Source organism: Micromonospora sp. NPDC047521 (assembly GCF_055587305.1).
Genome location: NZ_JBVJGN010000001.1, coordinates 446,838 through 459,599, shown reverse-complemented (window position 1 = coordinate 459,599; position 12,762 = coordinate 446,838). Strand labels below are relative to the sequence as shown.

Here is a 12,762-nt window from a genome sequence, read left to right as displayed (position 1 = left end):
ACGGCGACGCTAGTTTCCAGAACGTTGCAGCCACGTTGCGCGCGGAAGGTCGTACTCCCGGGCAAGCTGGTCGATGCGCGCCAGGGCGAGCGGCCGGCGCGGCGTGCCCACCGGCAACGCCCGCGCCAGGGCCTGCCAGGCGGCCAGGTCGTCGGTGCCGGCGGGAGTCGCGGTCCAGGCCGTGAGCAGCGCCGGGTCCGCGCTGGCCAGCACGGCCGCACGGAGCTGGCCGTCGATGAGCCGGCGCAGTCGGGCCACTCCCGGCGCGTCCGACCCGGGCAGCAACGACCCGGGGTACGCGTCGAGCGCGCCCGCGACATCGCCCTGGTCGAGCCGTGCGGCGATGGTGGTGAAGTCGGCCCGGACGGTGCCGCGCAGCCGGTACGGGCGGGAGTCGAGCAGCTCCGGCCCGAGCACCCGGCGCAACCGGGACAGCTCCGCGCGCAGCGTGACCGGGTGCAGCCGGTCGTCGCCGTAGAGGTCGAGGCCGAGCTGTTCGCCGGTGCGGCCCTCGGGGTGGTGCAGCAGCAGCACCAGCAGCTCGCTGTGTCGGCGGCCGAGGCGGATCCGTCGCCCGCCGACGCGCAGTTCCGCCTCGTCGCGGCCGAGTGCGGTCACCACTGCGACGCCCGGCTCGACCGGCCGGTCCGCGGCGAGCTGCGCCTCGGCGGCGCGGGCGGTGGCCCGGACCAGCGCCAGGCTGTGCGGGTTCGCCAGATTGTCGCCGCCGGTGATGTCGACAGCGCCGAGCAGCAGCCCGGTGGCCGGGTCGTGGATCGGCGCCGCCGCGCAGGTCCACCGCTGCACCGGCCGGCTGAAATGCTCGGTGGCGAAGATCTGCACGCTGTGGTCCACGGCCAGCGCGGTGCCGGGGGCGTTGGTGCCGGCATGGGTCTCGTCCCAACGGGCGCCGGGCACGAAGTTCATCCGCTCGGCGTGCCGGAGCACCCCCGGATGCCCCTCGACCCAGAGCAGCCGCCCGTACGCGTCGCACACCGCCATCAGGTGCGCGCTGTCCTGCGCGATGCCTCCGAGCAGGTCCCGGAAGAGCGGCAGCACGCGGGCCAGTGGATGCCCGGCCCGGTACGCGGCGAGCGCGTCGTCGCTCAGGTCGACGGGTGGGGTGGCTTCCGGGTCGAGTCGCGCCGAACGTTCCCACGAGCGTCGTACCACCTCGCGGACCCGGTCTGGCGCGGCGCCGGCGGTGAGAAACGCCTCGTGGGCGGCACCGACCTGCGCGATCCGCTCGGCCGGATCGACGCCGAACTCCAGGGCGAGCCACGGGTCAGCCATGGGGCGACCTCCTCCGGCCCTATCGTGACGCAGCTCACCCTCGATCGCCAACCGTCGAGTCGCCGCGATGGCAGGTGCGGAGATTGCCCGGACCGGATGAACGGTAGGGCGCTGCGATCCGTACCACGCGGTGAAGAACACCACCGAGGACGGGAGCGACTGGCGATGAGGGTGCAGCGCAAGCACGTGCTGGCGGCGACGGTGGCGGTGCTCGCCGCGGCGGGAGTGGCGGTCGGGACCGGATTCGGGTTCGCCGGCACCGCCCCCACGCGGTCGTCGGTCTGCTCCGGCTCGGTCACCTTCTCGGCGGAGGGTGGGGCGCCGGCGGCGACAAGCGACCGCTTCCCGGTGGGTACGCGGCTGCGCGTGACCAACCTGGACAACAACCGGGCCGCCACGGTGACGGTGACCGGCCCGTCGGGCAGTTGCGTGCTGCTCAACGCGGCGGCCATGGACCTCGTGCGGGAACCGGGCAAGAACGTGATCCGCCGCAACGTGGTCGAACGCCTCGACGCCGCCCCGCCGGCCGCCGGTGCGCCGGCAGCCGGCACGGTACGCCCCGGAGCCGCGTCACCGGGCGCGTCGGGGCCGGCGCCCCGATCGGCGTGCCCGGGGGCGATCACCTTCTTCGAGGAGGCGGCCGGACCGGCGGCGACAAGCGGGCAGTTCCCGGTGGGTACGCGGCTGCGGGTGACCAACCTGGACAACAACCGGGCGACCACCGTGACGGTGACCGGCCCGTCGGGCAGTTGTGTGCTGCTCAACTCCGCCGCCATGGAGCAGATCCGTGAGCCCGGCAAGAACCTCGTCCGCCGTAACACGGTCGAGGTGCTCCGCTAGGCGTCGGGCCGCCCGAGGGCGCCGTCGAGAATGTCGGCGCCCCGGGTGAGCTGCTCGTCGGAGATCACCAGCGGGGGCAGGAGGCGCAGCACGTTGCCGTACGTGCCGCAGGTCAGGGTGAGCAGGCCGGCGGCGTGACAGGCGGCCGAGGCGGCCGCCGTGGCGACCGGGTCGGGGACGAGGGTGCCGGGCTGTACCAGCTCCACTGCGAGCATCGCGCCCCGGCCGCGTACCTCGGCGATGCGGGGATCGCGCTCGGCGGCGGCCCGGAGCCGGGGGACCAGCACGGACTCGATGCGCCGGGCGGCGGCGGCCAGGTCCAGCTCGTGCATGGTCTCGATGGTGGCCAGCGCGGCGGCGCAGGCGATCGGGTTGCCGCCGTACGTGCCGCCGAGACCACCGACGTGCACCGCGTCCATCAGCTCGGCCCGGCCGGTCACCGCGGCCAGCGGCAGCCCACCGGCGATGCCCTTGGCCAGGGCGACCAGGTCGGGTTCGACGCCCTCGTGCTGGCAGGCGAACCAGTCGCCGGTACGGCAGAAGCCGGTCTGGATCTCGTCGGCCACGAAGACCACCCCGGCCGCCGTCGCCCAGGATCGCAGCGCCGGCAGGAAACCGGGTGCCGGCACCACGAAGCCGCCCTCACCCTGGATCGGCTCGATCAGCAGCGCGGCCACGTTCTCCGCCCCGACCTGCTTCTCGACCATCTCGATCGCCCGCGCCGCCGCATCGGCGCCGGAGAGCCCACCGTCGCGAAGCGGGTACGACATCGGCACCCGGTAGATCTCCCCGGCGAACGGCCCGAACCGGTGCTTGTACGGCATGTTCTTCGCGGTCAACGCCATGGTCAGGTTGGTCCGCCCGTGGTACGCGTGGTCGAACACCACCACGGCCGGCCGTCCGGTGGCGTGCCGCGCGATCTTCACGGCGTTCTCCACCGCCTCGGCACCCGAGTTGAACAGCGCCGAGCGCTTCTCGAACCCGCCAGGCGTCACCGCGTTGAGCTGCTCGCACACCGCCACGTACGACTCGTACGGCGCGACCATGAAGCAGGTGTGGGTGAACCGCTCGACCTGCGCGCGGACCGCCTCGACCACCTTCGGCGCCGAGTTGCCGACGCTCGTCACCGCGATGCCGGCGGCGAAGTCGATCCACTCCCTGCCGTCGACGTCGGTGATCGTTCCACCCGACGCGCTGTCCACGTAGGACGTGATGACGCTGCCCACGCCCCGGGCGACGGCACCACCGCGCCGCTTGTGCAGTTCTTCCGAGGAGGCCACGGGTCAGCCCTCGATGTTGTGCATGACGTGCTTGATCCGGGTGTAGTCCTCCAGGCTGTAGACCGAGAGGTCCTTGCCGTGCCCGGAGTGCTTGAAGCCGCCGTGCGGCATCTCCGAGACGAACGGGATGTGCGTGTTCACCCAGACGCAGCCGAAGTCCAGCCGGCGGGTCATCCGCATGGCCCGGCCGTGCTCCTTCGTCCACACCGACGCCGACAGGCCGTAGTCGACGCCGTTGGCCCAGCGCACCGCCTCGTCCTCGTCGGAGAAGCGCTGCACGGTGATGACCGGGCCGAACACCTCGTCCTGGATGATCTCGTCGGCCTGACGCAGCCCGGAGACCACTGTCGGCGCGTAGAAGTAGCCGCGTTCGCCCTGCCGTGAGCCGCCGGTCCGGATCGCCGCGTGGTCCGGCAGCCGGTCGACGAAGCCGCTGACCCGGGCGAGCTGGTTGGCGTTGTTCAGTGGGCCGTAGAGCACGTCCGCGTCGTCAGGTGCGCCGGTCTTCGTGTTGCGGGCCTGCTCGGCGAGCGCCGAGACGAAGTCGTCGTGGATGCCCGGCCCGGCCAGCACCCGGGTGGCCGCCGTGCAGTCCTGCCCCGCGTTGAAGTAGCCGCCCATCGCGATGGCCTCGGCCGCCGCCGCCACGTCCGCGTCGTCGAAGACCACCACCGGGGCCTTGCCGCCCAGCTCCAGGTGGGTCCGCTTCAGATCGGGCGCCGCCGCGGCGGCGACCTCCATGCCCGCGCGGGTCGAGCCGGTGATCGACACCAGCTGCGGGGTCGGGTGCGAGACGAGGGTACGACCGGTGTCCCGGTCGCCGCAGACCACGTTGAACACACCGGGCGGGAAGAACTCGGCGGCGATCTCGGCGAGCAGCAGTGTCGACACAGGAGTGGTGTCCGACGGCTTGAGCACCACCGTGTTGCCGGCGGCCAGTGCCGGGGCGATCTTCCAGACGGCCATCATCAGCGGGTAGTTCCATGGCGTGACCTGGGCGCAGACGCCGATCGGCTCGCGCCGCACGTACGAGGTGTGCCCGGCCAGGTACTCCCCGGCGGACCGCCCTTCCAGCAGCCGGGCCGCGCCCGCGAAGAACCGGAACTGGTCCACCGCCGGCGGCAGCTCCTCCTCGGCGGTGAGCTGGCGCGGCTTGCCGGTGTTGCGGACCTCGGCGTCGACCAGCTCGGCCGCGCGGGCCTCCACGGCGTCGGCGAGCTTGAGCATCGCCCGCTGCCGCTCGGCGGGAGTGACCTCCCGCCAGCTCTCGAACGCGGTGGCGGCGGCACTCATCGCCGCGTCCACGTCGGCGGCGCCGGACACCGGGGCCTGCGCGAACACCTCACCCGTGCAGGGGTCGATCAGGTCGGCGTACCCGCCGTCGGCCGGTTCGACGTAGGAGCCGTTGACGAAGTTGCGCAGCTGCTGCTGATCACTCATGACGGGATCTCTCCGAGGGGCCGGGTGCGGTTCTGCGGCGGTTATCGCAATCTCTCTGCCATCTTGGCCACTGAATTCGCGGCAGACAAGGGTTGCGGCGACTGTTTCCGTCGACCGCCGACTCGTCTACGCTGCTCGGCGTGGAGCCCACCGCGTTCTTCGTCGCCTCCCGCCCCGCCGCCGGCGAGGGTGAGTTGACAGTCCACCACCCGTACGACTGTCGCCCGGTGGGGCGTACCACGATCGCCACGCCCGACCAGGTCGAGGCCGCCGTCGCCGCGGCGGCCGGTGTGGCCGCGCAGGCCGCGGCCCTGCCCGCGCACGCCCGCGCGGCGGCCCTGGACCACGTGTCCCGCCGGCTCACCGAACGCGCCGACGAGGTCGCGGCGCTGATCACCGCCGAGAACGGCAAGCCGGTGAAGTGGGCGCGGGCCGAGGTGGGACGGGCCGTGTCCACCTTCCGGTGGGCCGCCGAGGAGGCCCGGCGCTTCTCCGGCGAGCTGCAACGCCTCGACACCGACCCGGCCGCCACCGGGCGGATCGCCCTGGTCCGGCGGGTGCCGAGAGGGCCGGTGCTGGGCATCGCGCCGTTCAACTTCCCGCTCAACCTCGTCGCCCACAAGGTGGCGCCGGCCATCGCCGTGGGCGCGCCGATCATCGTCAAGCCCGCCCCGGCGACCCCACTGTCCGCGTTGCTGCTCGGCGAACTGCTTGCCGAGACCGACCTGCCGGCCGGCATGTTCTCGGTGCTGCCGCTGCCCAACGACCGCGCCGCCGAGCTGGTCACCGACCCCCGGCTGCCGGTGGTGTCGTTCACCGGGTCCGGGCCGGTCGGCGCGGCCATCCGCCAGCAGGTGCCCCAGAAGCACGTCACGCTGGAACTGGGCGGCAACGCGGCGGCCGTGCTCTGCGCCGACTGGACGTCCGGCGAGGACCTGGACTTCGCCGCGCAACGGATCGCCACCTTCGCCAACTACCAGGCCGGCCAGTCGTGCATCGCCGTCCAGCGGGTTTACGTGCACCACAGGCTGCACGCCGAGTTCCTGCCCCGGCTGGTCACGGCGGTCCGCGCGCTGCGCACCGGCGACCCCACCGACGAGTCGACGGACGTCGGCCCGATGGTGTCCGAGGACGCCGCCCGCCGGGTCGAGGCGTGGGTGGGCGAGGCAGTGGCCGCCGGCGCCACGGTCGAGGTGGGCGGCGCGCGGGACGGCGCCACGTACCCCCCGACCGTGCTCACCGGTGTGCCCGCCGACGCCAGGGTCGTCGCCGAGGAGGTTTTCGGGCCGGTGCTCGTGGTCGCCCCGGTCGCCGACGACGAGGCCGCGTTCGCGGCGGTGAACGACTCGGCGTACGGGTTGCAGGCGGGCGTGTTCACCCGACGCCTGGACGTGGCCTTCGCCGCCGCGCGGACGCTCGAGGTGGGCGGGGTGATCGTCGGCGACGTGCCGTCGTACCGGGCCGACCAGATGCCGTACGGCGGAGTCAAAGGCAGCGGTGTCGGCCGGGAAGGGCTGCGCAGCGCGATGGACGACTACACCGAACCGCGGGTCATGGTGCTGACCGGGCTCACCCTCTAGGCCACGTCGGCGCGCCAGGTGCCGTCGTCGCTCACCCGGGCGGGGGCGCGGCCGAGCAGCAGGGTGGTCAACGCGGCGTCGATCGTGTCGCCCAGGAACCACTCACCGGCCTGGTCGAGGGCGAAGACCCGGCCCCGCTCGTCGACGGCGAGGATGCTGTCCTGGCCCTCGGTGCCGATCGGGAAGAGCCGTACGCCGAGGACCGCGCCGAAGTCGGCGAGCGTGTCGGCGGTGTGCGCGATCATGTGCGGGCGGATGTCGAACCGGGAGATCCACACCTGCTCGCCGGGGCCGCGCCGGGCGCCCACCAGGCTGGGGAACGCGGTCAGCGCCTCGACGGCCGCCGGGAAGACCGCGTGCCGGTGGATGCGCCCCGCCACTGCCGTGACGTCCCGTACGGCTGCGGCGGCCATGAGCTGGTCACCGATGTGCGGTCGCCAACCGGCCGCCACCAGCGCGTTGGCCACCTCGGGCGGGAAGCGGCCCGGGTCCGGGTCGGGCTCCGCCGGCGGTAGCCAGGTCTCCGTGTACGCCCGGGTCGACTCCGGCAGGACGTTGGCGCTCACCAGGAAGTTGACGCACGAGTCGCAGGGCCGCTCGACCGGGCCGCCCGCCGGATCACCCGGCTCCCGCACCCGGAAGATCTCGAACCGCGCCCCCTCCAGCAGAGCCGCCGCCTCGGCCCGGCCCATCGGCGCGATGCCCTCGGTCGCCCGCCGGTGGTCGTACTCGTGCAGCACGTCGGACACCACGATCAGCTCGGCGTGACCCTCGCCGCCGCGGACCAGCTGACCAGGGGGCAGCTGGTCCAGGTAGGTGCGCACGAGCGGGTGGTGGTTCAGGGGGACGGCGCCCTTCGTGCCCTGCGCCGTCCAGATGCGACCGTCGAGTGTCAGGTGCGCCGTGGTGTTCGGGGTGGCGATCCGATGGATCTCCCGTACCAGCAGGCTCGACTGGTCGACGGTGCGCGCGGCGGTCGGCCCGTCCGGCTGACTGCGCCGGTACATGTCCGCCACCACGTCGCTGGGCACCCGGGGCCAGGTGGTGACCTTCCCGGTCTGCTTGTCGACGACGGTCGTCGGCAGGTCACCCGGGACCGTCCGCACCTCGGTGGACACGACGGACGTGATGACGTAGCCGAGATCGAACTCGTCGACCACCGGCGTGCACTCGTGGCCGAGGCGCTGTGAATCGCGGCGGGCCCAGGTGGCCGCGAGCTGCTCGGCCTGTTCACGGTCGATCACACACCGAAACTACCGGACTACACGGATCGATGGCGGCCGGTATGGTTCGGGCTACCGACGGTGACGGGAGGAACGGCGGTGAGCGAACGCGTGGATCGCGACGTCAATCGCGAGCTACGGGCCCGATTCGACGACGTGTACGGGCAGTATCAGCAGCTCAGGTCCAACCTGGACGAACTGCGCGCCCGGCTCGCCGCGGTCCGGGTGACCAGGCGGTCGGCCGACGGGCAGGTGACAGTGACAGTCGGCGCCCGGGGCGAGCTGGTCGCGATCGAGCTGGACCCGGCCATCTACCAGGACCGGGACGCCGAGGCGCTGAGCCGCAGGATCACCGAGACCGTCCGCGCCGCCACCACCGCCGCCGGCGACACCACCAGGGATCTGGTGGCCGCACACGTACCGGCCGGCTCCGGCCCTGTCGAGTTCCTGCGTACCGGAGATTTCGGCGCGCTGCTCGGGCGTGCCGAGGCCGTCCTCGGGCGGCGCGAGGGGCCGGCATGACCGACGGGCAGCTGTGGCTCGACCCGTACCGAGCCCGCCGGGGCGGCGCCGACCTGGCCCTCGCCGGCGAGGCGGTGACAGCCCACCGGGCCGCGGAGGGCGGCGAGATCGAAGCCGCCAGCGGCAACCGGCCGTGGGGCCGAGACGACATCGGCGCGGCGTTCGAGCGCAGCTACCGGGGGTTCGAGCAGACCGTGCTGCGAGCCTGGACGGGCATCGGCCACCGGCTCACCGAGCTGGGCACCGACGTGGTCCGCGCGGTCGACGCGAGCGTGCAGACCGACGGCAGCAGCGCCGCCCGGCTCGACCGGGCCGCCGACCGGCGCTGACAGCGGGGCGATCCGGATGAGCGTTCTGCCCAGCCCCATTCCGCACCCGCTCGACTACGCGCCCTGGGACGTGCCCGGCTGGATCTACGAGGCACTGGACTGGGTCGTCGGCGTGCAGTGGCCCGAGGGCGACGAGCGCGCCGTCTGGGACGTCGCCGACCGCTGGTACGCCGTCGCCGCCGTCCTCGCCGGGCCGCACAGCGACGCCGCCACCGCCGCCGGTGAGGTACGCGCCGGGTACGGCGGCGTCGGCGCGGTCGACGAGGCGTTCGAGGCGGCCTGGCGGGGGATCGCCGAGAACGCCGACGCGCCCCTGCCGGTGCTGCTCGCGGTCACCAGTGACCTGGGCCGGCTCGTCGAGGAGTGCGGCTGCGACATCGAGGGCGCCAAACTCGAAGTCTGGATCGAGCTGGGCATCCTCGTCATCGAACTGCTGACGGTGGCGGTGGCGGCCGTGCTCACCGCCGGCGCCGCCTCCCCGGCCGCCGGCGCGGCGGTCACCGCCACCCGACTGCTGATCCAGCAGATCTTCAAACGGCTGATGGGGCAACTGGCCAGCAAGTCCCTCAAACACGGGCTGAAGGAGGCGGGGGAACGGGCAGCCAAGGAGGTCGCCCGGGGCGGCGTACGCGGCCTCGCCCGGCGCGCCGCCCGCGAAGGGCTGGAGGAGGCGGCGGAAGAGGCCGGGGTCACGGTGGCCACCCAGACGTACCAGAACTCCACCGGCCGGGCACACGGCCTGGACCTCACCGACCTGGGCGCGTCGGCAGTCGGTGGCCTCGCCGGCGGGGCGGTCGCGCCGCTGGCCGGCCTGGGTCGGCACGCGACAGGTCGCGCCGCTCGGGTCGGTGAGCACCTGGGCCGGGAGATGACAGGTGAGGTGCTCGCCGAGACCGCCGCCGGCCTGGCCACCGGGCAGGGCCTCACCTCGGTGGAGGACGTGGCCCGCGCCGCCGCCTCCGGGGCCACCGGCTCGGCCACCGCCCAGACCGACCACGCGTTGCAGGCCAAACTCGACGCGCAGGCCAACGCCCTGGCGGGCGCCTCCCTCACCGGCCCGTCCCTGGCGCCGCCTCCCGCCGCCTCCTTCGTGGAGGCCCCTGCCGCTTCCGCCGCCGTCTCGTCCGCTGCCGCCTCTGCTCAGCCGGCTTCGGCGGGACCGGTGACCTCGGGGTCGGCTTCGGCGGGGTCGCTCTCTTCTTCGCTGTCGGTGTCCTCCGCTGTCGGCGAGCCGGTGGCCGGGTCGCCGGTGGCTGCGGCGCAGCAGGCGGTCGGTGGTGCGGATGCGCCCGCGTCACCCGTGGGGTCGGTCCCTGACGTGCGGGCCGCCGTGTCGTACGGCCTGACCCAGCCCACTGTCTCGGACCTGGCCGGCTCACCTGTGTCGCCGACGATCGGCGACGAGCCGAGTCGCCTGGTGCTCCCGACCGAGACCGCCGCGCCATCCTCGGACGGGCTCACCATCGACCGGCCCGGCCCCGCGCAACCGATCGCCACCGACCCCACCCTCTCCTCGGTCGCCGCGCCCACGACCGGCACGCTCGACCAAGCCGGCGGGCCGGCCACCGGCGTCGCGCCCAGCCCACCCAACGGCAGCGCGGGGACGGCCCCGAGCGTCGCCGGCCCGTCCGCGTGGTCCCCGTCGGCGACGAGCACTCCCGCCCCGACAGTCGCCGCCGGGGTGGCGCCGCCGGCAGCGCACCTACCGACGTGGCAGGCGTTCGGGCCGGGACGCGTACCTGCCCACCCGGCGCGCGGCCGAGCGCCGGTCCCCGGTGACCTGACCGCGCCGTCGCAGTCCGACATCGATGCCAGCGACTGGTACGCGGCCCGGTGGGCGGCCGAGGCGGAAGCCGCCGAGCGGCAGCGCTACCGGGGCTCCTACGAGTCGCGGCGCAACGAGTTCGAACACAGCCGCCGGCAGGCCGAAGCCAGCCGACTGCACGCCCTGGCCGCCGAACACGACCGCCGGGCCGTCGAGTACGGCACCTACGCCCGGCAACTCCACCGGGCCGGCCACAAGCGGTGGGCCGACGGCTGGCAGCGGGCCGCGAACGACGAGACGCGCGCGTACACCCAGTGCCGTGACCTGGCCGACGCGGTGCTGGCCGGCGCCCGGGCACCGGCTGTCGTCGACATCGGCGACGCGGCCTTCCGGCAGGCCAACACGGACGTGGGCGCGCTCACCCTCGGTGCGGTGGAGGTCCGCGGCCCGTCCCGGCTCACCGGCGACGACGTGCCCCCGCCGATCGACGACTCCCGGCCGTACGGGCAGCCCGGCGGCCTACGCCCGCCGCTGGCCCTGCACCAGGTCGACGTCGAACGGCAGATACCCCGCGACCCGGACGGCAGCGTCACCCGCACCGCCGACCCCCGCCGCGGCGCCTGGTTCCGGCTCCTCAACGACGGTGGGCCGATGGCCGACGCCACCCGGGGCATCAACTGCCTCGACTGCACCCTGTCGATGTTCGAGACGTGGGTGCACGGGCGGCCCCGCGTGTCGGCGCCCCGCACCTTCGACGGGTACCTCGACGGCGACACCCGCCGCCCCATCCGAGGCGAAGCCGGCGGCCCCGGCCGGGTGGAGGACGTCACCGGAGGCCGGTTCCAGCGGCTGCTCGCCCCGCCGCCCGGCCAACGGCTGCACCCGGCGTACGCACGACAGGCCGCCGACCGCGGCTACCGCAACCTGCACGACCAGATGCTGCTGGGCGGACACGGCAGCTACGCGTTCCTGATCACCGAATGGGCCGGCGGAGGCTCCCACGCCTGGGTGGCGCTCAACCAGAACGGCACGATCCTCTACGTCGACCCGCAGACCGGCATCATCCGCGACCGACCGCTGTACCCGGACGTGGTCGGCATCGACGCGCTGGTGCTAGGCGGCGACGGCCGGCCCATGCCGCTCGGCGGACTGCCCCGAGGCCGGTTCAGTGAACGCCCCGACCTGCCGACCCACCCGTCGGCCGGGGACGACGGCGGTCACGGCGACCCGTACGTCAACCGGATGTACCTGCTCCTGGACGGGCCGGGGTCGGCTCCGGACCCGGGCGGACAAATCCGCGGGGCCTCCGGGTCGGCAGACCGTGACCCGGTCCGGTTGTTGGCGTCAGCCGGCAGCCTGGACGATGTGTTCGCGGCCGGGGTGACCCCGGCCGAATTCGCGGCATCGGTCGACCCGCCCACCCTCCAGCGCCTGGTGAACCTGGACGACGCGGACGCACGGGATGTGGTGCGGCTCCTCGCCGACCAACGGGTCCGCGACATGCTTGACAGCGTCCGGCGGGAGCCACCACCGAACGAGCCGGAGTTGGCCGAGAAGCTGGCTCGCCAACTGGCACAGGCACCTGACCTGGCGCGGATGATCCTCGGCACCCCAGAGCTGGCGAAATCGCTGACGGCCCGTCCATTGACCCTGCACCACCTGGCGAGTCATCAGCAGGCCATCGACGTCTTGGCCGAGGTGCTCGCTGACGTCGAGCGGCAGGAAACGGCAGGCCCCGACAGGTCGGCCCGGACGGAAGTGCCTCAACCGCAGCCGACTCCGCTGACAAGGGACCAGCGCCGGATCAGCGCCACAATCCAGGCGTCCGATGACCCGTTGAGCCAACCGGGATTCGACAAGCGTCGACAAGCGGATCACACCTACCGCCGGGACTACCTCGACAGCCTCTACGTGGCGGCGGCGGTCTCCCAGCAGGAACTGAACCAGGTGGCGGTCACTCTCGCCCACGTCGGTGACCGGCAGGTCGGTGAACCGGGCGGGCGCTCAGAGCCCAAGGACCGACGTCGAGCCGAGGACAAGATGGACAAACACCAGGGCGACGCGTCCAGGCTGCTTGACCTGGCGGCAGCGAAGGTCGAGTTCCGCACTCTCGACGAGCTGTACGCCGCACTGGAGCGACTGCGGGATCACCCTGACGTCGAGATCGTGAGCTGCCAGGACAGGTTCGTGCTACCCGAAGACAGTGGCTACCGGGACGTGCAACTGGTGCTCAGGACGCGAAGCGGGCATCTGGCAGAGTTTCGGTTACACCTGGTCGCACTGGACGAGATAGCGATCTGGGAGCATGCGCTGTATGAGGTGAGGCGTGATGTGGATGCCCTGGCCCGAGCCGAGGGCCGTGCGTTGACCAGGCGTGAGGGTGCCATCGCGGATGGGATCCTCCGTCGCGAGCAACAGTTGTTCTGGCAGGCACTGCAGTCGACACTAGGGGGCAACGCTCGATGACTTCAATGCCAGGTCTGGTGCTCC

At 73.2% G+C, this 12,762-nt stretch carries 9 protein-coding genes; 5 read left to right on the top strand and 4 right to left on the bottom strand.

What is annotated here, in order from left to right; translation table 11 throughout:
* Nucleotides 1-9 precede the first annotated feature (9 nt).
* Nucleotides 10-1,293 (bottom strand): GAF domain-containing protein, encoded by a 1,284-nt coding sequence (locus tag ACZ6N8_RS02165; RefSeq protein ID WP_466006953.1) that lies wholly within the window; start codon nt 1,291-1,293, stop codon nt 10-12.
* 165 nt (nt 1,294-1,458) lie between these two features.
* Here ACZ6N8_RS02165 and ACZ6N8_RS02160 point away from each other — a divergent pair, with 165 nt between their 5' ends.
* Nucleotides 1,459-2,133 carry a hypothetical protein gene (locus ACZ6N8_RS02160; RefSeq protein ID WP_387111997.1) on the top strand — a complete coding sequence of 225 codons (675 nt, stop codon included), beginning with the start codon at nt 1,459-1,461 and terminating at the stop codon, nt 2,131-2,133.
* Here ACZ6N8_RS02160 and gabT read toward each other — a convergent pair.
* Together gabT and ACZ6N8_RS02150 are read right to left on the bottom strand one after the other, a co-directional pair.
* Nucleotides 2,130-3,413 (bottom strand): 4-aminobutyrate--2-oxoglutarate transaminase, encoded by a 1,284-nt coding sequence (gabT, locus tag ACZ6N8_RS02155; protein ID WP_466006952.1) that lies wholly within the window; start codon nt 3,411-3,413, stop codon nt 2,130-2,132. The genes ACZ6N8_RS02160 and gabT overlap by 4 nt on opposite strands.
* A 3-nt stretch (nt 3,414-3,416) precedes the next feature.
* Nucleotides 3,417-4,853, bottom strand: coding sequence for a gamma-aminobutyraldehyde dehydrogenase (locus ACZ6N8_RS02150; RefSeq protein ID WP_466006951.1), 1,437 nt, complete (start codon nt 4,851-4,853; stop codon nt 3,417-3,419).
* A 140-nt stretch (nt 4,854-4,993) separates the two neighbouring features.
* Between ACZ6N8_RS02150 and ACZ6N8_RS02145 the strand changes: the two genes are divergently transcribed.
* Entirely contained in the window at nt 4,994-6,433 is a 1,440-nt protein-coding gene (locus tag ACZ6N8_RS02145; protein ID WP_466006950.1) for an aldehyde dehydrogenase family protein, read from the top strand.
* Here ACZ6N8_RS02145 and ACZ6N8_RS02140 read toward each other — a convergent pair.
* A complete protein-coding gene (locus tag ACZ6N8_RS02140) occupies nt 6,430-7,677 on the bottom strand; it encodes an SUKH-3 domain-containing protein (RefSeq protein WP_466006949.1) in 1,248 nt (415 codons plus the stop codon). The genes ACZ6N8_RS02145 and ACZ6N8_RS02140 overlap by 4 nt on opposite strands.
* A 78-nt stretch (nt 7,678-7,755) precedes the next feature.
* Here ACZ6N8_RS02140 and ACZ6N8_RS02135 point away from each other — a divergent pair, with 78 nt between their 5' ends.
* The 3 genes from ACZ6N8_RS02135 to ACZ6N8_RS02125 are packed head-to-tail and all read left to right on the top strand — an operon-like array spanning nt 7,756 to nt 12,738.
* A complete protein-coding gene (locus ACZ6N8_RS02135; protein ID WP_466006948.1) occupies nt 7,756-8,178 on the top strand; it encodes a YbaB/EbfC family nucleoid-associated protein in 423 nt (140 codons plus the stop codon).
* Nucleotides 8,175-8,507 carry a hypothetical protein gene (locus tag ACZ6N8_RS02130; RefSeq protein WP_466006947.1) on the top strand — a complete coding sequence of 111 codons (333 nt, stop codon included), beginning with the start codon at nt 8,175-8,177 and terminating at the stop codon, nt 8,505-8,507. The genes ACZ6N8_RS02135 and ACZ6N8_RS02130 overlap by 4 nt, the downstream gene beginning before the upstream one ends.
* A 16-nt stretch (nt 8,508-8,523) precedes the next feature.
* On the top strand, nt 8,524-12,738 hold the full coding sequence (locus ACZ6N8_RS02125) for a toxin glutamine deamidase domain-containing protein (protein ID WP_466006946.1): 4,215 nt from the start codon (nt 8,524-8,526) through the stop codon (nt 12,736-12,738).
* The last annotated feature ends 24 nt before the right edge of the window (nt 12,739-12,762 follow it).